We start from the raw sequence: 18,283 nt of genomic DNA, 5'->3' as shown, positions 1-18,283 counted from the left end.
TTGACTACCTATTTCCTGGAGCCGCCCGGCGTTCTGAATCTGCGGAGGTGGATTTGTTGTTTGTGCCTCGAGGGCGAGCTAGCACACGCTCGATTTCTGTATGGTCCGCGCTCGTGCCAAGTTCAGCAGAGGCTGCGGCCCACAGTTCCGCTGCGATATGGATGCCTTGGGCATGCAAGCCACAGTGGTCGGCCAACTGATCGGCAATCCCGATGTCTTTCGCCATCAGCGACATTGAGAAACCGGAAGCAAATGTGCGTGACAGCACGAAGGGCTTCATCTTGTTTTCTGTGGCGTTGTTACGGCCCGTCGAAACGTTGAGCGCATCGATAAAGACGTTAGGATCGATGCCGAAGGCTCGCGCTACAACTGTTGCCTCGCATGCGGCAGCAAGCCCTGCAGCCGAGACATAGTTGTTCAACGCTTTGACGGCGTGAGCGGAACCGACCGAACCCGTAGGCACGATGTTGGCGCCCATCGCCGCCAGAAGAGGACGTGCGCGCGCGATGTGACCTTCGTCTCCGCCGGCCATGATTGCGAGCGTCCCGTTCATGGCTCGCTTGACGCCGCCAGAGACGGGCGCGTCAATCAGGAGGATCTGCCTGCCCTCCAGCTCTTGTGCAAGTTTCCTGGTTTCGACCGGGACGGAGGAACTCATGTCAATAAGGAGTGTTCCGGCCCTCAGAACGCGCGCGATGCCATTGGCTCCCAGGACTACGTCGCGCACTATCGCGCTGTTGGGCAACATCAGCACGATCTCGCCGCTGTCGCCGACCGCAGCTTGGGCACTATCGAAAGCCCGTCCGCCGAAAGCTTGAAATTCCGCACGCGCCGCAGCACTCACGTCCGACCCTCGAACAGCGAAGCCCGCATCTAGTAGGCGCCTGGCCATGGGCAATCCCATATTGCCAAGGCCAATGAAGGCGACAGTGCGGTTGGATGCGCCAGGTTCAGTCAAGGTTCATCTCCTTGAAGACCTCTTTGGCTAGGCGGAAGGATTCCAGCGCTGCCGGAACGCCGCAATACGTGCCAATCTGGATGAATATTTCCTTCAGTTCATCCTTGGTGACGCCATTATTCAGCGCGCCTCGAACGTGGATCTTGAATTCGTTCGCTTTGCCTAGCGCGGCAATCATGCCCAGATTTAGGATCGATCGCGATCGACGATCGAGGCCCGGCCGATTCCAGGTTCCGTCCCAGCACCACTCCGTGGTGAGTTCCTGCATTGCCCAGCTGAAATCGTCAGCTTGGGCGAGAGATTTGTCGACATATTCCGATCCGAGCACCTCCCGGCGCGTCTTCAGGCCCCGTTCGAAACGTTCAGACCGAGTTCTTGTTTGAGGCATGGGTCTCTTTCTCCATTTCAAATTGGCCGAGCAAATGGGATCAGTCGTGCTTCACCACGATCGTCTTCTCGACAGAGAAGTCGTACAACGCGGCGAAGCCCTTCTCACGACCGTGACCCGATTTCCGCCTGCCTCCGAACGGTAGCTCGACGCCGCCGCCGGCACCGTAAGCATTGACAAAAACTTGACCGGCTCTGACCGCGCGCGCCACGCGCATCGATCGTTTTGCGTCGCTGGTCCAGACGCCGGCGACAAGGCCGAAGTCCGTGCCATTTGCTAAGGCCAATGCTTCGGCCTCATCTTCGAACGGCAACACCGAAAGGACGGGGCCAAAGATTTCATCTTGGGCAAGTCGATTGGCATGCGGTACGGGGCCGTAAAGTTTCGGCGTGAAGAAGAAGCCATCGGCGGGAACGCCCTCGGCGATCTCGCCGCTGGCTATGAGGGGCACGCTCTGTGCTGCAGCCGCATCACAAAAATCGCGGACCCGTGCGAGTTGTTTGGCGCTTATGAGCGGGCCGAGATCCAGGTTCATTTCAGGCGTCCCGGCTCGCAATGCCGAGAACCTGTCTGCGACCGCGCACACGATCTTGTCGTAGGCCGCCCTTTGCACGAGAAGGCGAGATCCTGCCGAACAGGTCTGCCCGGCGTTCTGGACGATCGCTGCGACCAACGTGGGCAGGGCGGCATCAAGGTCGACATCCGCAAACACGATCTGAGGCGACTTGCCGCCCAGCTCAAGTGTGCACGTTATATGGTTCTTTGCCGCCTCGATCTGGACTAGTTGTCCGACCTGGGGACTGCCTGTGAAGGACAGAAAGTCAATGCCCGGATGAGAGACAAGCGCGGCGCCAGCCGTAGTGCCAAGTCCGGAGACGAGATTGACAGCGCCTGCGGGGAAACCCGCGGCAGCAGCCAGCTCAACAAGGGCCAGCGGCGTTTGACATGCGTCCTCGGCTGGCTTGATAACCGTTGCATTGCCCATTGCCAAGGAAGGCGCCATCGTCCGGGCAAACATCTGGGCTGGATAGTTCCAGGGAATGATATGCCCTGTCACGCCGTGCGGGCCACGCTCGGTCGCTGCGAAGAAGCCCTTCAAAAATGGAATGGTATCTCCATTGAATTTATCGGCAGCGCCACCGTAAAACTCAAAATACCTGGCGCACACTTCGATGTCGGCACGCGCCTGTCTTAGCGGCTTACCAGTGTCGCGAGCTTCCAGCGCGGTGAGGTCCTCAAGGTTGTCGAGAATGCTTTGGCTTAGTCTCAACAGCAGCCGGCCCCGCTCGTAAGCGGGCATGCGCCCCCACGAGCCTGTTTCGTAGGCGGCGCGTGCCGCTCTGACTGCTTTATCAACGTCGATTGCATCGCCGGCAGCTATAGTTCCAAAGGAACTGCCATCAGAGGGCGCGACCACATCGAGCACTCCGCCAGCGTGCGGTTGCTCCCAGTTGTTGTTGATAAAAATGCCGTTCGCCAAAGTATCCGCCTCAGGTTCTGCTACTCATTTTCACGTTCTGTCACCACGTCAGTCGAATACGACGCAGCCTTTGGACGGGTAGGATCTCTCCTAGCGCGAAGAGCACGATAACAAGGCCGATCGGCGCGAAATATCAGGCTTTTTGAATACCCAGTGGTGCGTTATAAGCACCACCAGAAGAGGCGCCGGCACAGCCGCGCTCTTTCCGAAATCCGGGAGAGGAAGGTAGGCATATGAAGCGGAACCAGCGGCCCGAGACTCGGGCCGACCCGAACTTGCAGCGCATGAACTCTGCCGCCCGCATTCCTCCTCTAAATATGCTTCGGGCATTCGACGCGGTGTCACGTCTTGGTACCATGCGTGCGGCAGCTATCGATTTGGGGATAAACCATACCGTTGTGAGCAGACACGTCGCCAACCTGGAGGCTTGGCTTGGAGTGAAGCTTGTGGACACTGGGCCGCGTGGCGTGAAGCTCACCAACGAAGGCGACCTTTATTCACATCGGATAAACACGGCTTTCGCGCTGATTGGCGATGCCACGGCGGATCTACGCCCCCAATTGCAGGGGAGAGTGTTGAGGATTTGGTGTGTGTCCGGTCTGGCGACCTATTGGGTCGCTTCCCGCCTTGGAGTGCTCCAAGCGATGTTTCCCGGCGTAGAGATCCTCTTGAGACCGTTTGAGCGAGCACCTGGCTTCGATGAGATCAACGCCGATGTCATGATCGGCTACTGTAGAGCCGAACAGTTTCCTGCCAACGCCACGGTGTTGGCCACACCTCGAATGTTTCCGGTGGCAAATCGCGATTGGATTCGATCCCACAGTTCCGTTACGTCGCTTCAGGCACTGGCTGGGGAACCGCTTATTCACGAGGTTAGCCGCCACCAATGGACAGATTGGTTTGAATTGGCAGGCATTTCGCTGTCGGCGCCCTTGACTGGACCACTGTTGTGGGATGCCGCGCTCGGTATTGATGCCGCGGTGAACGGACAGGGTGTGGCGCTCGCTTCCCAACTCACTGCGCGGCAGTTCCTGGAATCAGGTGCGTTGATTGAATTGTTTCGCAGTGACGTACGGCTTGGATCCTACTATCTCGTCGCTGCCCCCAGACAGGCGCGATCTGCAAACATAAGACACCTGACGGCTTGGCTGACAAACGAACTTGCGGTTGGTGACTAGGACTGACGAGAGGGGAACACTGACGGCTTGTCACTGGGCCAATCTTCGCCCTGGCTTCAACCGAATCTCCGAAAAGCGGAGAGAGCTCAACAGGGAGCTGATCTGGACCCGGTTGATGGGGTGCCGCCAGCAGCAGAGAACGAGCGAGCAAGTCGCTGGCGCATTTACGCATCAGGCAAGGCAGGACCGCGTTGAGCCGGTAGTTGGAGTGTGTGTGCGCCTGTTTGCCGATGGGCAGATTTCACCCAATTTGTCTTTAACTGGCACGATCGGCTTGTTCGGCTGGATGCCATACTTCTGGGACAAATCTGTAGCCCGTGCCGTCGGCGACAACGTGCCCAAAGCTTGGAAAATCCAGATGGCTACCGGCCACGCGCAGCTTTTGCTCTGCGGCAAAGGCCAGAGTTTTCTTGCGTGCATCAGCCGCTGCGTTGGGGTCCACGTCATAAACGACGCACGCATCGGGCAATGCGAATTGAATGGCAGGGAAGTGGATGATATCGCCCCAAACCAGCAAAGACTCCGAACCGGATTCCACCAGCCAGGCGGTGTGTCCCGGCGTGTGCCCAGGCGTTTCGATAATCCGCACACCAGGAAAGACGTGGCCGGCTTCCGCGTCCAACTGTGTTATGCGTTCCCCGTATGCGCGCACGACCCTACGTACTAGGCGGAACTCGTCTTGACTAACCTGAGACGCTCGCGCGAAGGCTTCCTCGTCGAGCCAAAAGGCGAGCTCATCCTTATGCAAGAATACCGTCGCATTAGGGAATGTCGGCCTATCTGCTGCATCCAGCAAGCCAGCTGAGTGGTCGGCATGCATGTGCGTCATCAGGATCGTATCAATATCGGCAGGCCGGATGCCCAAAGAGTTCAAGTGCTCAACTAGCTTGCCGGACGTCCTGGTGGGCGTGGGATAACCTGCGTCGATCAGAGCCAGCCTGTCCTGGCTTTGAATAAGGAAACAGTTGATGGTCAACAATGGCGGAACTGAGCGGAATTCATTTTCATGCAACTGCTGACATAAGTCGCGATCGGTCGAGACAATGTCCGTAAATGCGAGATGGTCAAAGCCATCGTTTATCGCACAGATAGCGATATCTCCAACCTTTACTTGATAACAGCTTCGCGCTCCCGCAAAGAAGTTCATGGTGTCAACCCCAGAGGCGGGCAGGCCGCAGGAGCCTGCCCAAAATACGCTTTTCCTGGCGAGCCAGCAGTCACTTGCGAAGGTTTGTCCAAATCTTGTTGTAAACCTCAACGACAGCGGCCGGGCAGGGCGGAACAAATTCCGGGACTGGTGATCCCGCCGGCGGATTGAGCTCAGGCGAAGAAGCGAGATCTTTCGACATGAATTGATGGCTCCCCGCTATTCCACTGTCGAAGCCGGCGAACTCGGAGATCAGCGCGGCGTTCTCCGGAGCCATGACGAAGTCCTGGAAGAGCTTGGCGTTGTCAAGGTTCTTGGCGCCCTTCAGCACCGCGACGTTGTCCATCCACCCATCCAGCCCTTCCTTTGGCAAAGCATAGATTGTGGTGGGCCGCTTTTGACGAATACGATAGGAGGCACCACTCCAGGTCTGCGTCACGTCCACGTCGCCCGAAACCATCTTGCCGAGGGTGTCATAGCTGAAGGTCTTCCACGACGGTTTGGCGGCTGTCAGTATGTCGTTGATCTTCTTCAGATTGGCCTTGTCGTCGCCGCAGCGCGGCACGCCAGCGTAGCGCTCGGCCGCATGCATGACGACGGTTATGTCATCCAGCATGTTGATGCGACCTTTCAGCTCATCTGGCGGATTGAAGAGGATCGCCAGTGTATTGATATCGCCTTTGTATTTTGCTGTATCCACAGCGAAGGCAGTGGTCCCGAACTGCCACGGCACTGAATAGTGGCGACCTTTGTCCCAATAGACGTCGACAAAGCGTGGATCGATGTTCTTGCCGTTCGGCATCGCGTTGGGCTCGGTCTTCTCAAGCAGACCCTCTTCGATCATGATCTTCACGGTGTAGTCGGACGGCACCACGATGTCGTAGCCGGAATTACCGGCGCGCACCTTGGACAGCATCGTCTCGTTGGAATCGTAGTCGTCCAGCGTGACCTTGATGTTGTACTGCTTCTCGAACTTCTCGATCAGCTTCGGATTGGTGTAGTTGCCCCAATTGTAGATGTGCAGTTCGCCGTCGGCTAGCGCCGGCACGCTCGATAACAGAACGGCCGCGGAAACGGCGGTTATCAGGTTTGCAGTCATTTTAGGTTCTCCTTCCCATTTTTATGAGGTCTCAGGTCACTCGGCGCGTCGCCGCGCGATCAGGAACGAGATCGAGACGAACACGATCGACACCAAAAGCAGGATGGTGGAGATGGCGTTGATCTCCGGTGTCATCGGCCGTCGAAGTTGGTTCCAGATATAGAGGGGTAGTGTCGTCTGGCCCGGACCGGCGACGAGTTGCGTGATGGTGAAATCGTCGAACGAAACGATGAAGGCGAGCGCGCCCCCCGACAGGATGCCGGGCACAAGCAGTGGCAGTGTGATGCGCCGGAATGCATTCCAAGGCGTCGCATAGAGATCGGCGGCGGCGTATTCCAGCGTCAGATCCATGTCCTCCAGCCGCGCCCGGATCGGCATATAGGCGAACGGAATGCAGAAGACGGTGTGGGCAAGGATGAGGTTGCCGATGCCGAAATTCAGGTTGAACGCCCCGGCGATCAAAGCGAAGAAGGACAAGGTCGCCACTGCCGTGATGATCTCCGGCACCATCAGCGGCAGGTTGATGACCATGAAGGCCGCCGGCAGCCCCCGCCATGGCATGACCCGCGTCATGCCGATCGCCGCCAGCGTCGCGCAAACGGTCGAGATGATCGTGGCGCTTACCGAGATGATCAGCGTGTTGCGCGCGGCGTTGTGGAATTCCTCGTTGAGGAACGCGCTGCCGTACCATCTCAGCGTGACGCCTTCCCAATGCGTGACCAGCGAGCCGCTGTTCAGCGAGAAGATCATCAGGATCAGCACCGGCACGTAGAGCACGCAAAGGCAGATGATGGCGATCGAGCGGAAACCCGGCTGGTCCTTGATGTCCATGGTGCGGGGGTCAGCCATGCTGCATCTTCCCCGACGTGTTGCGGACGTAGAAGTAGAGCGCCACCAGCACCGCGGCCATCAGGATCAGCGCCTGCGCGCAGCCGAGCGGCCAGTTGCGCCCGGAGCCGAATTGCTGCGCGATGAGATCGCCGATCATCAGGTGGATGCCGCCGCCGAGGATCAGCGGCGTCACATAGGCGCCGAGCGCGGGAATGAAGACGAGCAGGCAGCCGGCGATGATGCCGGGCTTGGACAGCGGGATGATGATGCGCCACAGCACCTGCCGGCGCGTCGCGTAGAGGTCGTTGGCGGCCTCGACCAGCCGGAAATCCAGCTTCTCCAGGCTGGAGTAGAGCGGCAGCACCATGAAGGGCAGGAAGGCATAGAGCAGGCCGAGCTGGATGGCGAAGTTGGTGTAGAGCATGGTGATCGGCTTATCGATCACGCCCAGCGCCATCAGCGCGTTGTTGATCAGGCCCTCGTCGCGAATGATGAACACGATGGCCAAGGTGCGGACCAGGAGGTTCGACCAGAACGGAATGGTGATCAAAAGCACCCACCAGTTGCGCTGCGCCGGCGGCCGGGTGGCCATGAAATAGGCGGTCGGGAAGCCGAGCAGCAGGCAGATGACCGTCGTCACCACGGCGAACAGGAACGAGCGCAAATAGATGACCAGGAAGTCCGGCGTGAACTGCAGCGTGTCGTCGAAAATGTCGCGCTGGAACAGGAAGTTCAGATAGGCGTCGGTCGAGAACTGCCACTGCACGCCGCCATAGGGTGCGGCGGCGAGGAACGAATAGACGCAGATGATCAGCAGCGGCAGCACGCCGAAGATGCCGATGATGATCAGCGCCGGCAGCGAAAGCAGCCGGTTGCGGCGCGCGGTGGCCTTCACCGCCTGAGCTTCGAACAAGGCGGCCTTGGAGATTGTGGTCGGGGCGAGCGCCGCCGTCGTCATCAGTCTATCAGGACGCGTGCGGCGTCCTCCTCGAACTGGACACCAACCTTGACGCCGGTCTCATAGGCGATCCCATTCGCACGGCTGTTCTGGCGGCGTACGATGAACTTCTCGCCGCCGTCGAGCTTGACGTGATAGTGCGTGTCGGTGCCGAAATAGACGATGGTGGAGAGCGTTCCGGCGATCGTGCCCTCCGCCGGATCGGGCACCAGGTCGGCGTGTTCGGGGCGTACCACCAAAGTCACCTCGCCTGAAGGATCGAAGTGCTCGGGATAGCCGGCGGCAATCGTTGCATTATTCGAAAATTTGACCGTTGCTACCCCAGCCTTCCTCGACACCACCGTGCCAGCCAAGAAATTTGTCTCGCCGATGAAGTCGGCGACGAAGCGCTCGGCGGGTCGGTCGTAGATGTCGCGCGGCGCGCCGACCTGCAGGATCTTGCCGGCCGACATCACCGCGATGCGGTCGGACATGGTCAGCGCTTCTTCCTGGTCGTGGGTGACGAATATGAAGGTGATGCCGGTCTCGTGCTGCAGCCGCTTCAACTCGATCTGCATTTCCTTGCGCAGCTTGTAGTCGAGCGCCGACAGCGGCTCGTCGAGCAGAAGCACCTTCGGCTGTGGTGCGAGAGCCCGCGCGAGCGCCACGCGCTGCTGCTGGCCGCCCGATATTTGGCTGGTACGGCGGCCGGCGAGCGCCTCCATCTTGACCAGCTTGAGCATCTCGCCGACACGCGCCTTGATCTCGGCCTTGGGCTTGCCGAGCATTTCCAGGCCGAAGCCGATATTCTCGGCCACCGTCATGTGCGGGAACAGCGCGTAGGACTGGAACACGGTGTTGACCGGCCGCTTGAACGGCGGCAGCGGTGCGATGTCCTGGCCGTGCAGCAGGATCTTGCCGGCGGTCGGGAAATCGAAACCGGCAATCAGCCTAAGCAGCGTCGTCTTTCCGCAGCCGGAGGGCCCGAGCAGCGTGAAAAACTCGTTCTCGCGGATCGACACCGATACCCTGTCGAGAGCGGCCACCCGGTTTTCACCGGTTCCAAAAACCTTGCGCACACCGCGAACTTCGATCGCGTTTCGCTTATGCAGTTCAATAACGCCTGAACGCTCACGCACCTCAGACATAGCCCGTTCGTTGGAGGTGCTGTTTGCGATAGGCCTAACGAGAGGACGCCGGCGTTTTTGGGTCAACTTGTCGGTTCCCAGTCCCATGTGAGCTTTAGATTCTAAGCTCAATTGGGCTCTTGATTTTCAATTTGTTCCCGCAGAGTACCGACGCGAACCAGCATTAAAAATCTTCCTTTTTGACCACATAGTGGTGCCCTAGAGGCACCACCCGATATGGAGGTGGAGAGCTGCGTTGCTGGTCGCGACGTGAACGCTTTGTGCGTCCCTGCCTCCAGGCAAAGGTGAACGGCGGCCTGCCTATGCGGATTGTCAGGCAAATCCAATATTGATAAGCATAGCTGACTGGTCCTCTTGTTTTCATAAAGAGACCTGAATGGACTGTGCTAGGATTGAGGTCGTGATGGTCCCGGTGCCATTCCAGTCCAGTGCCGGCTCAACACAGTTTCAGTGTAGCATAGGGAGACACGGGTTTGCTGTTAGTGCCCGGCATCTCGTCCATCACCGAACCGCGAGAACTGCCATGCCATTCTGCTAGGGCTAGGCGAACCGGCGAAGAAATCGAAGGCATTTCCTGAGGTATCTGACTGGCCACTTGGGGCCGCAAGAATCTGATGATAGTCGACGACAAACCGGGACATCGATAGGTTTACCCGCGCTTCATGACCGATCTCTTCGAGAAAGTGACGCTCCGCCAGTTGCAGATATTCCTGGCCGCGGTCGAACACCGCAGCTTCTGGCGGGCCGCTGCTCAGCTCGAACTCACTCCACCTGCCGTTTCCATGCAAATGAGTCGACTATCCGAGGCCCTCGGTTCCCCGCTCTTTGACAAGGATGGCAGAACCATCCAACTCACAGCGACAGCCACAGCGCTGATTCCTTATGCCGAGCGGATGACGGAAGCGTTGCGTGAGGCGCACGGAGTGATCAGTGTTCTACAAGGCAAACTAAACGGCCTTGTGCGCGTAGCTATGGTAACGACATCGCGTAACTTTGGCCCGCATCTCCTACAGGAATTTCGGCGAAAGCATCCTGAGATTCATATCGAAACGACAATTGCCAATCGCAATGCTGTGATACAGCGACTTGAGGACCATCACATCGACATAGCGCTAATGGGGCGCCCTCCTCAAAGAATTGAAGTGGATGCGACACCGTTTGCGAAGCACCCGTATGTTCTGATTAGTCACCCCGACAATCCCTTGGCCAGACGGAAACTGATTTCTCGCCGAGAATTGGCTGGTCAGACTTTTCTTGTGCGCGAAGAAGGGTCTGGCACGCGCATGCTCCACGAAAACTACTTTCTGAGCGAAAAGTTGGCGTTGCCAAGCGCAACCGTCATGGACAGCAACGAGAACATAAAGCAGGCGGTCATGGCAGACATGGGGCTGGCCTTCATTTCTTCACACACGGTGGCTCTTGAACGCCAGGCGGGAAAACTCGTCGTTCTTGCCGCGGATGGTATGCCAGCGATGAGAGAGTGGTTTGTCCTGCACCTGAAGGGCAGGCGGCTCAATCCTGCGGCTCAGATATTCAAGGCGTTTGTGTGCGAGGAGGGCCCGGGCTTTATGAAACAGTTCTTCGGTGAAGAGCCACCACGGCGCATGCCCAGGTCGCAATCGGCCGGTCGATCAACCGGCCGTCAATCTTGAATGACCCGCCTTTCTGGCAAAAAGGGTTCAAAGCGGCATAGCGCGCCGTCGATCCCCAAGGCTGCGGTTACAGGGAAGCCCGACTAGCCTATGGTCATTAGGCTGGCGTTGCCTCCGGCCGCTGCGGTGTTGACCGACGTAGACACCTCTTCGAGCAGCCAGTTCAGGCAATAGGCATCCTCGTTGCTCATCAGTTCCTCCGTCGTTGCCGATTGGACCAGGACCAGTGGACCAGACAACCCGACGATCCTCTTGTTGGCGGCCTTGACCCACGTCGCGTCACCTTCAAGCAGGGCGCCGGAGAAGGGGCCGTCTTCTTCCCAATCATTTGTCCAACGAATGCGGGCAGCCACAGTTGGTGGGAGATCTGACATCAAGGCCCGCCATCCTGAGCCGGCATCAAACATGAAGTCATTCATCGGCGGAAGGTCGGCCATCAGGGCTTTCAGACCCGAGCTCGCATCGATCGCTGCTTCGTTCCCCGTCGAGAGCGCAGCTGCAACTTGACGGTGCAGGCCAATCTCGGTTTGTGGGACCAAGAGGATACGGCCGCGAGGATGAAGCGCATATAGATTGCACTCGCCTACCGGGCCCGCGAGCTCCTGCTCCAGGCCAACAGCCGCACGGCTTGCATATCGACGTGCCGCCTCTGCGGCATCGCGCCTTCCCTTGCGATCAAGCCAGATCGCATAGTCGAGCAACGCCGGGTCGGTCCGAATGGCAGACTGCTGAGGCGGCACGGGTGCTCGTTGGACCAGACGACCTATATAAAGTGGCCCGCCTGCTTTCGGGCCCGTTCCGGACAACCCACGGCCGCCAAACGGCTGAACCCCAACCACGGCGCCGATCATGTTTCGGTTCACATAAAGGTTGCCTGCCTTTACTCGACTGGTGACATGCGCGATTACCTCGTCAAGGCGCGTGTGCAGGCCGAATGTCAGACCATAACCCGATGCATTGATCTCGTCGATCAAACGGTCGAGGTCGGCCCGCCGATATCGTATTACATGGAGTACAGGGCCAAATACTTCGTGGGTTAGAGCGGACAGTGATTTCAATTCGACAATGGTCGGAGCAACAAAGGTGCCGTACTTGGCCCCCTCAGGCAATAGCAGTTGGTCGATCTTGCAGCCCAGGCCTCTCATCTTCTCGATGTGCTCTTCGATCTCCGACTTGGCTCCTTCGCTGATGACCGGGCCGACGTCGACGTCGATGCGGTCGGTGCGACCGATTTTCAATTCATGGAACGCGCCCTTGATCATGTTGAGCGTGCGGTCCGCGATATCTTCCTGCAAGCACAGGACTCGCAAGGCTGAGCAACGCTGGCCGGCGCTGTCGAATGCGGACATGATCACGTCGGCGACCACCTGCTCGGCAAGCGCCGAAGAGTCGACAATCATCCCGTTCTGGCCGCCGGTTTCGGCGATCAGCGGAATGGGCCTTCCTGTGGTGGACAGCCGCTCCGCCAATTGTGCTTGGATTAGGCGCGCCACCTGCGTGGAGCCCGTGAACATTACACCTGCGGTTTCAGGCGCGGCAACGAGGGCGGCAGCTAACCGACCGCTCCCAAGGACCAACTGCAGGGCGTCGCGGGGAATACCGGCCTCATGCAGGATTTTGATGCTCTCGGCGGCGATGATCGGCGTCACACCTGCTGGCTTGGCAAGGACCGGGTTGCCCGCGACGAGCGCAGCGGCGACCTGCCCGGTGAAGATGGCCAGCGGGAAGTTCCAAGGACTAATGCAGACGATCGGGCCGAGCGGCGCGTGAGACGGACCTAGGGTCCTTCGGGCCTGATCTGCATAATAGCGGAGAAAGTCCACCGCCTCTCTAACTTCGCCAACGGCGTTGGCAGCTGACTTGCCGGCTTCGCGCATAAGGATGCCCATCAGCACCGCCATGCGCGATTGCATGATGTCGGCCGCCCGAACCAGGCATGCCGCGCGGTCCGTCGGCGAGACAGAAGCCCATTGATGCGCGCTCTCTGCGGCCATCTTGGCGAGGCGGCCCGCTTCGTCGACGTTCAATTCTGTCACCTGTCCAACTACGTCACGATGATCGGCCGGATTCAAAACAGGTCGTGTGGCGCCAGCCGTCGAACCATCCGCGAGAATGGGGAGCGCATGCCAATCGAGGTTTGCCGTTGCGAGGAGGTCTTCGGACAACTTGGCAAGCGTTGCCTCGTTTGAAAGATCAAGCCCGCTGGAGTTACGCCTGGTCGTTCCATAGAGCGCGTCCGGCAGGGAGATCTTCTCATGCGGGGCGCCGGCAAGTTGCATCGCATGGACGGCCTCTGCGGGATCCGAGATCAATGAATCGATCGAAACGTTAGGATCGGAAATCAGATTGACGAAGGACGAGTTCGCACCATTTTCAAGGAGCCGCCGCACAAGATAGGCAAGCAGAGTCTCATGTGTTCCAACCGGTGCATAAATGCGGCAGGGACGGTTCAGCTTACCTTTGCCGACGACTTCGTCATACAGCGGCTCGCCCATGCCGTGGAGGCACTGGAACTCGTACCTTCCTATCCGAAAATCTGAACCTGCCAGATGGTATATGGTTGCAAGCGTCTGGGCGTTGTGCGTGGCGAACTGCGGAAAGACTGCATCGAGCGCACCGAGCAATTTCCGGGCGCAAGCAATGTAAGCAACGTCTGTATAGACCTTTCGGGTATAAACGGGGAAGTCTTCCAAGCCGTCTAGTTGAGCGCGCTTAATCTCAGTGTCCCAGTAAGCCCCCTTCACCAAACGAACCATCAATCGGCGCTGCGAACGCCGCGCCAGATCGATGACGTAGTCGATGACGAACGGACAGCGTTTGCCGTATGCCTGGACCACGAACCCCAGTCCGTCCCAGCCCGACAATCCAGGATCGAAGCACAGCTCTTCGAGGAGGTCGAGCGACAGCTCGAGACGGTCAGCTTCCTCGGCGTCGATGTTAAGGCCGATATCGTAGGACTTTGCCAACTCAGCGAGCGTCTTTAGTCGGGGAAGCAATTCGTCCATAGCGCGGCCGGACTGCGAGCGACCATACCGAGGATGGAGGGCCGAAAGCTTGATCGAGATGCCCGGTCCCTCGTAAATGCCTCGGCCTTTCGAGGCGCGGCCAATTGCATGGATAGCCTTTTCGTATTCCTTGTAATAGTGGTCCGCGTCCGCCGCGGTCGTAGCGGCCTCGCCGAGCATGTCATAAGAGTAGCGGAAGCCTCGGTCCTCGAAAGTGCGTGCACGCTTGAGCGCTGCCTTGATCGTCTCGCCGGTGACAAACTGCTCGCCCATCATTCTCATAGCCATATTCACACCGTGCCGGATCACCGGCTCGCCGCAACGGGCAATGAGTCGGGTGAGTGCCGCCGCGAGGCTTCGATCGTTGACCGTGGAGGTCAGCTTGCCCGTCACGACCAGTCCCCACGTCGCGGCGTTGACAAACAGCGACCGCCCACCGCCGATGTGCGAGTTCCAGTCGCCCTCTGCGATCTTGTCGCGGATAAGCGCGTCGCGTGTTGCCGCATCCGGTATGCGAAGCAACGCTTCAGCGAGGCACATCAAGGCAACACCTTCCTGGCTTGACAAAGAGTATTCCTGAACAAGGCCCTCTACGCCGGATCCGCGGTGCTTGCTCCGCAAGGCGACGACTAATTTGCGGGCGGTTTTGGCAATAGATGCGCGCAACGGCGCGGGCATTCTGGCGGCCGCCACAAGTGGCGGCAGGCAGTCGGTCTCCGGCCTGCGATAGGCAGCTGTAACCGCCCGACGCAGGTTACTTTGCGGCCTTATCGGTGGCGCGAAAGCCGAAAATGGCGCAATATTTTGGTCGTCGGCGCGGGGAGATTTGGTAGCTGGGTATTGCATCGGGGAACCTCGAGCGATGGTGGTAGATCTAATGTCGATGGCCTCTCGGGCTTAATCGCGCTCAGACACGGTCAGGCGATCCGCGATCGCCGATTTGGCCTCAGACCAATCGCTCCGCGCTTGTGAAACGTCTTGAACCTTCGGCGAGTTGGCCCTTGTTGCTGCTATCACGGCGCGAATGCCAACCTGTCGGTAGTGGCGCAGGAAATCTGCCTCTGCGTCCTTTGCTGTGCTCCCTTCCGGCCCCTTGAGCATGGATATCTCCTACGTTTCAGGTGGTCGCTCGGCGTATTCCGCCTGATGATGTTTCGAAGCTGATCAAGTGCGTCGCCACAATGCCGGCCCCGTGTCGTGGACGGATGTCCCCGTGCTGTCGACCGCGACCATCACAGGCATATCTTCAACCTGAAGACGGTAGATCGCCTCCATTCCAAGGTCAGCGTAGGCCACCACTTCGGCTGCACGGACCGCCTTTGAAACCAGATAGGCCGCTCCGCCTACGGCGATCAGATAGGCTGCCCTGTGACGCGCGATCGATTCTATCGCAGCGGGGCCGCGCTCGGCTTTGCCGATCATCACCTTCAAACCAGTCCCGGCGAGGATCTCTTCGACAAAACGGTCCATGCGCGTTGCGGTGGTGGGGCCGGCCGGACCAATGATCTCGCCTTCAACGGGGCTGACGGGACCGACGTAGTAGATAGCTCGTCCCCTAAGATCGACCGGAAGGGCGCTGCCGGCGCGGAGCGTCTCGACCATTCGCTTGTGTGCGGCATCGCGTCCCGTGAACAGCGTGCCCGACAACAAGAGGGTCTCACCGGGACGCCAAGATTGGACCTCGGCGTCATCGAGCTGGTCGAGATCTACTCGGCGAGTTCCAATCCGGCTCTGTTCGATGACGATGTCAGGCCAGTCGCTGAGGTTCGGGACATCGAACTGCGCCGGTCCTGAACCGTCTAGTTCGAAATGGATATGCCGGGTCGCCGCGCAGTTGGGGATGAGCGCGACAGGCAAGGAAGCGGCATGGGTCGGAAAGCTGCGGAGTTTCACGTCGAGAACCGTCGTGATACCTCCCAGACCCTGTGCACCTATGCCGAGCGCGTTTACTCGCTCGAAGATTTCCAGCCGCACTTCCTCGGTTTTAGATGACGGGCCACGGCGCTTGAGTTCGAGCATGTCCAGTGGCTCGTTCAACGATTCCTTCGCCATCGCCATCGCCTTGTCGACGCTTCCCCCCACGCCGATTCCCAGGACGCCGGGCGGACACCAACCTGCCCCCAAGGTCTCCACAGTTCGGACGACCCAGTCAGCGATTGATTCTGAAGGCTCGAGGACCGCGAACTTGGTCTTGTTCTCCGACCCACCTCCTTTGGCGGAAACGTCGACCGCGACATCACTCCCTGCAACAAGTTCAACGCTCACCATCGCCGGCGTGTTGTCGCCAGTGTTGACACGCCCAAACAGCGGGTCGTGGACGACCGACGCGCGCAGAGGGTTGTCGCTGGCTCGCCACGCTCGCCGCACCGCCTCGTCCACCAAGTCCTGCATGGATCGCTCGCTGACCATCCGGGCGCCCATACCGAGCTTGATGAAGACGTTCGCCATTCCGGTATCCTGGCAAATGGGACGCCGTCCCAAGGCGCACATGCGGGAGTTCACCAGGATCTGCCCGATTGCCTGTTTCGCCGACGAGCTCTCTTCACGGTCGTAGGCGGCTGCCAGCCCTCGGATGAAATCTGGAGGGTGATAGCAGGAGATGAATTGCAGCGCTTCAGCGATGCTATCAACGAAGTCGGCTTCACGAATCTCGGTCAATTGGGGTTATGCCTCCGTATCGAAGGGCACACCGAGCAGGGGGGCGTGCTGCTGCGCACCATAAACGTCAGTTTCGCCGATAGCGGCGGACGGGATGCGGCGCTTCATCGTTGCCTTGATGGCATTCGCCGGTTCGAAGGCGACGATATCGAGAACATCCTCTTCCGGGACACCATAGAGACGACTGATCAGCGCCTTGTTGATCAGCTGCGTATCGCGGGCACGTTCAAATCCTTTTCGTTCCTTGAAGATGACATCCAGCGTCAATTCGAACGGGCCCGCATTCTTGCTGCGCACGACGAGCGCGACATCGGCGAGGGTTCCCTTCATTGCAGCTTTCCCTGGAGCTCGGTGATCTCGACGGGGGAAAACAGACTGTTGGGGTCATCCACCTCCAGCAGATGATAAAGGCTGAACTCGAATACCTGCCCAACTTTGAAATCCGAGGGGGAGTAGGGAAAGGCCAAGTTGCCGGCAGTCGAGATGCGGCCGGGATAACCGAAATGCAGCAGCGTGGCACGGGCAAAGCCGCAGATCGTGTCGGCAAGCGCCTGGGTCTCCGCTACCGCCTCGATGACGAGACAGATCTCGTGCGAGGTGATCGTTTTCTGTGGCTCGAGTTCGCCCATGACGCCATCCCGGCCGTAGACGCGAACGATCAACCTGTAGGCGCTTTCAGGGACCTGGGCGAAGTTGTCAGCGACGCGGCGACGGGCCGCGTCGATGATGGTATCGATCTGGGCGATGAAGACGGGATCTCGGGCTCCGGCGATTGAGATCGTGCGGAAACCCTTTGGTGAGGCACCCTCGAGTTTCACCGCATATCGGCGTGCCGGCGAAAAGCGGCTGCCGGAGACACGAACGCAATGCTCGTCGAGTTGTTCGAAGCGGGTTTCGGTGAGATCCAGCGAGCCACCGGGACCAGGCAGATGGTAGGGATCGCTCTTCTCATAGAGCGTATGGGCTGCAACCGATGCAACGGTGCAGCGTCGGTTAGGGGACAGTGCCTCAAGCGTGAAGGCGCTATGAGACAATGTGCCCAGCATACAATCGCTGCCGCTGCCCGGCGTCGCCGCGATCGCGGCGCATTCGAGTATCTTGCCCATGTGAAGCGCCAGCGCACGGTCGAACCCCCGTGCAATCGGCACTGCCGCAAATACCGCCGGATCGTAGCAGCGTCCGGCGACGATAACGTTAGCGCCCTTCGCGAGAGCTTCGAGGAGCGGTTCCTCGCCCATTTGCGCCACGATATGCGTGCTTGCGTTGACGGTCGCCGGCGTGGCGAGCGGCACACCCGGCAGCGAGCTGATACGTCCGCTGGCCAAGGCATCGCAAAGCACAGCCTTGTCGACGTCGGCCGGAATGGCGGCCAGACGACCGCGAAGCCGGTCCTCGGTCGCGATTTCGCGGATGATGTCGAGGGTCCAATCAAGATGGGGACGCGCACCGCACCCACCGGCACTGCCGATGAGTAAGGGTATATCGCGTGCCCTGGCAGCCCGGAGCATCAGGCGCAGATCACGCTTCACCGCTGCTCGATCTGTGAACGAGACCCCTGCTCCAAGGTAGTAAGGACCTGGATCGCTAGATCCCGCATCCACGGCAATGACGTCGGGATCGCGCGCCAGGCCCGCCTCGAAGGACGACTCCGGAAAACCGTATCCCAGTATTGCCGTGGGCGATAACACTTTGATCTCGCGCGCCGCAGGTGCAGCCATCTTGCTTTCCGACATCATGGCCAGATGTCCACACAGTTCGTGCAAAGCACCGCCAGATTGCGTGGCGCCGCTGGCTTGCTAGGG

The 18,283-nt window shown here is 59.3% G+C and carries 15 protein-coding genes; 2 read left to right on the top strand and 13 right to left on the bottom strand.

All coding sequences use genetic code 11. The features are described 5' to 3' along the window. Window positions 1-4: 4 nt before the first annotated feature. Genes AU465_RS10520 through AU465_RS10510 form a run of 3 tightly spaced genes read right to left on the bottom strand, consistent with a single transcriptional unit; the run spans window position 5 to window position 2,826 of the window. A complete protein-coding gene (locus tag AU465_RS10520; RefSeq protein ID WP_246505961.1) occupies window positions 5-958 on the bottom strand; it encodes an NAD(P)-dependent oxidoreductase in 954 nt (317 codons plus the stop codon). Next, entirely contained in the window at window positions 951-1,346 is a 396-nt protein-coding gene (locus AU465_RS10515) for a carboxymuconolactone decarboxylase family protein (RefSeq protein ID WP_192246629.1), read from the bottom strand. The genes AU465_RS10520 and AU465_RS10515 overlap by 8 nt, the downstream gene beginning before the upstream one ends. 40 nt (window positions 1,347-1,386) lie before the next feature. After that, window positions 1,387-2,826 (bottom strand): aldehyde dehydrogenase family protein, encoded by a 1,440-nt coding sequence (locus AU465_RS10510; protein ID WP_192246626.1) that lies wholly within the window; start codon window positions 2,824-2,826, stop codon window positions 1,387-1,389. Window positions 2,827-3,059: 233 nt separating this feature from the next. Between AU465_RS10510 and AU465_RS10505 the strand changes: the two genes are divergently transcribed. Next, on the top strand, window positions 3,060-4,004 hold the full coding sequence (locus AU465_RS10505) for a LysR substrate-binding domain-containing protein (protein WP_192246624.1): 945 nt from the start codon (window positions 3,060-3,062) through the stop codon (window positions 4,002-4,004). A 256-nt stretch (window positions 4,005-4,260) separates the two neighbouring features. Here AU465_RS10505 and AU465_RS10500 read toward each other — a convergent pair whose 3' ends face one another. The 5 genes from AU465_RS10500 to AU465_RS10480 form a co-directional block, all read right to left on the bottom strand. Then, complete coding sequence (locus AU465_RS10500; RefSeq protein ID WP_192246622.1) at window positions 4,261-5,151, bottom strand: MBL fold metallo-hydrolase; 891 nt, start codon at window positions 5,149-5,151, stop codon at window positions 4,261-4,263. 70 nt (window positions 5,152-5,221) lie between these two features. Continuing rightward, window positions 5,222-6,250 (bottom strand): extracellular solute-binding protein, encoded by a 1,029-nt coding sequence (locus AU465_RS10495; RefSeq protein WP_192246620.1) that lies wholly within the window; start codon window positions 6,248-6,250, stop codon window positions 5,222-5,224. Between the two features lie 36 nt (window positions 6,251-6,286). Beyond that, a complete protein-coding gene (locus AU465_RS10490; RefSeq protein WP_192246618.1) occupies window positions 6,287-7,099 on the bottom strand; it encodes an ABC transporter permease in 813 nt (270 codons plus the stop codon). Next, window positions 7,092-8,009: an ABC transporter permease gene (locus AU465_RS10485; protein WP_192246653.1), complete on the bottom strand. Its 918-nt coding sequence runs from the start codon at window positions 8,007-8,009 to the stop codon at window positions 7,092-7,094. Before AU465_RS10485 ends, AU465_RS10490 begins: the two co-directional genes overlap by 8 nt. Before the next feature lie 29 nt (window positions 8,010-8,038). Further along, complete coding sequence (locus tag AU465_RS10480) at window positions 8,039-9,166, bottom strand: ABC transporter ATP-binding protein (protein WP_192246616.1); 1,128 nt, start codon at window positions 9,164-9,166, stop codon at window positions 8,039-8,041. 662 nt (window positions 9,167-9,828) lie between these two features. On the opposite strand from AU465_RS10480, the gene AU465_RS10475 reads away from it, so the two are divergent. Beyond that, complete coding sequence (locus AU465_RS10475) at window positions 9,829-10,818, top strand: LysR family transcriptional regulator (RefSeq protein ID WP_192246614.1); 990 nt, start codon at window positions 9,829-9,831, stop codon at window positions 10,816-10,818. Between the two features lie 83 nt (window positions 10,819-10,901). Here the strand turns inward: AU465_RS10475 and putA are convergent, their stop codons facing one another. The 5 genes from putA to AU465_RS10450 all read right to left on the bottom strand — a co-directional run bounded on the left by putA (window position 10,902) and on the right by AU465_RS10450 (window position 18,217). Then, entirely contained in the window at window positions 10,902-14,669 is a 3,768-nt protein-coding gene (gene putA / locus AU465_RS10470; RefSeq protein WP_192246612.1) for a trifunctional transcriptional regulator/proline dehydrogenase/L-glutamate gamma-semialdehyde dehydrogenase, read from the bottom strand. Window positions 14,670-14,720: 51 nt separating this feature from the next. Continuing rightward, the gene (locus AU465_RS10465) at window positions 14,721-14,924 is read right to left on the bottom strand and encodes a hypothetical protein (protein ID WP_192246610.1); all 204 of its coding nucleotides are present in this window, start codon (window positions 14,922-14,924) and stop codon (window positions 14,721-14,723) included. Between the two features lie 63 nt (window positions 14,925-14,987). After that, window positions 14,988-16,481, bottom strand: a complete 1,494-nt coding sequence (locus AU465_RS10460) for a fumarate hydratase (RefSeq protein WP_192246608.1) — start codon at window positions 16,479-16,481, stop codon at window positions 14,988-14,990. A 6-nt stretch (window positions 16,482-16,487) separates the two neighbouring features. Then, window positions 16,488-16,811 (bottom strand): DUF4387 domain-containing protein, encoded by a 324-nt coding sequence (locus AU465_RS10455; protein WP_192246606.1) that lies wholly within the window; start codon window positions 16,809-16,811, stop codon window positions 16,488-16,490. Continuing rightward, window positions 16,808-18,217 carry an acyclic terpene utilization AtuA family protein gene (locus AU465_RS10450; protein WP_246505957.1) on the bottom strand — a complete coding sequence of 470 codons (1,410 nt, stop codon included), beginning with the start codon at window positions 18,215-18,217 and terminating at the stop codon, window positions 16,808-16,810. Before AU465_RS10450 ends, AU465_RS10455 begins: the two co-directional genes overlap by 4 nt. Between the last annotated feature and the right edge of the window lie 66 nt (window positions 18,218-18,283).

It is taken from the genome of Mesorhizobium silamurunense (genome assembly GCF_014843905.1).
GTDB classification, from domain to species: domain Bacteria; phylum Pseudomonadota; class Alphaproteobacteria; order Rhizobiales; family Rhizobiaceae; genus Mesorhizobium; species Mesorhizobium silamurunense.
The sequence above is the reverse complement of the archived record's forward strand: the minus strand, read 5'-3'. Positions and strand labels throughout refer to the sequence as shown.

Bases quoted from the DNA above. Each gene is read 5' to 3' on its own strand.
- AU465_RS10465 (WP_192246610.1), bottom strand. From the start codon at position 14,924: ATGCTCAAGGGGCCGGAAGGGAGCACAGCAAAGGACGCAGAGGCAGAT.
- AU465_RS10505 (WP_192246624.1), top strand. From the start codon at position 3,060: ATGAAGCGGAACCAGCGGCCCGAGACTCGGGCCGACCCGAACTTGCAG.
- AU465_RS10490 (WP_192246618.1), bottom strand. From the start codon at position 7,099: ATGGCTGACCCCCGCACCATGGACATCAAGGACCAGCCGGGTTTCCGC.
- AU465_RS10515 (WP_192246629.1), bottom strand. From the start codon at position 1,346: ATGCCTCAAACAAGAACTCGGTCTGAACGTTTCGAACGGGGCCTGAAG.
- AU465_RS10450 (WP_246505957.1), bottom strand. From the start codon at position 18,217: ATGATGTCGGAAAGCAAGATGGCTGCACCTGCGGCGCGCGAGATCAAA.
- AU465_RS10455 (WP_192246606.1), bottom strand. From the start codon at position 16,811: ATGAAGGGAACCCTCGCCGATGTCGCGCTCGTCGTGCGCAGCAAGAAT.
- AU465_RS10495 (WP_192246620.1), bottom strand. From the start codon at position 6,250: ATGACTGCAAACCTGATAACCGCCGTTTCCGCGGCCGTTCTGTTATCG.
- AU465_RS10500 (WP_192246622.1), bottom strand. From the start codon at position 5,151: ATGAACTTCTTTGCGGGAGCGCGAAGCTGTTATCAAGTAAAGGTTGGA.
- AU465_RS10475 (WP_192246614.1), top strand. From the start codon at position 9,829: ATGACCGATCTCTTCGAGAAAGTGACGCTCCGCCAGTTGCAGATATTC.
- putA (WP_192246612.1), bottom strand. From the start codon at position 14,669: ATGCAATACCCAGCTACCAAATCTCCCCGCGCCGACGACCAAAATATT.
- AU465_RS10480 (WP_192246616.1), bottom strand. From the start codon at position 9,166: ATGTCTGAGGTGCGTGAGCGTTCAGGCGTTATTGAACTGCATAAGCGA.